The organism is Oleiphilus sp. HI0079, from assembly GCF_001635105.1.
In genome coordinates this window covers 1-703 of the sequence record NZ_LWFT01001158.1, presented here as the reverse complement: position 1 = coordinate 703, position 703 = coordinate 1, and the positions used below count along the sequence as shown (strand labels likewise).

The following is a 703-nucleotide window of genomic DNA, read 5'->3' as shown; positions in this document are numbered from 1 at the left end:
GTCACGTCTCGCAGATTTAACAAGTCTTAAGGGGCTTGATTCCGCTGTAAACCTACTCGTAACAGCCCTAACATCTGGTCAAAAAATTACGATTATTGGTGATTTCGACGCTGATGGTGCAACCAGTAGCACGCTTGCGGTAGAGGCGTTAACTGCGATGGGGGCAAAGGACTGCGGTTACCTTGTACCCGATCGTTTTAAATTCGGTTATGGGCTAACGCCTGAGATCGTTGAGCTGGCGGGCCAGAATAGTCCCGATATTCTCCTTACTGTTGATAATGGTATTTCGAGTTTCGAGGGGGTGGCCCGTGCGCACGAATTAGGGATGAAAGTGATTGTCACGGATCATCACCTTCCAGGGGATTCGCTCCCCGATGCGGACGCCATCGTCAATCCTGCTCAGCCAGAATGTGAGTTTCCAAGTAAAGCCTTGGCCGGCGTAGGTGTTATTTTTTATGTGATGTCTGCATTACGTGCGCGCCTTCGTGAGTCGGAATGGTTCTCAAAACAGTCGATTAAAGAGCCTAACATGGCTGATTACCTTGATTTGGTTGCTCTCGGTACAGTCGCTGACTTGGTCCCACTAGATTTTAACAATCGGATTTTGGTTGAGCAGGGTATTCGACGAATGCGAGCAGGGCGCGCGCGCCCGGGCATCTCTGCCTTATTTGAGGTGGCCGGTAGAGAGATTAAAAACGCTGTT

1 protein-coding gene is annotated in these 703 nt (G+C 49.9%); it reads left to right on the top strand.

Translation table 11 applies throughout. The annotated features are described in order from the left end of the window. On the top strand, positions 1-703 hold a 703-nt coding region (locus A3750_RS20485), incomplete at both ends, for a DHH family phosphoesterase (protein ID WP_197475202.1).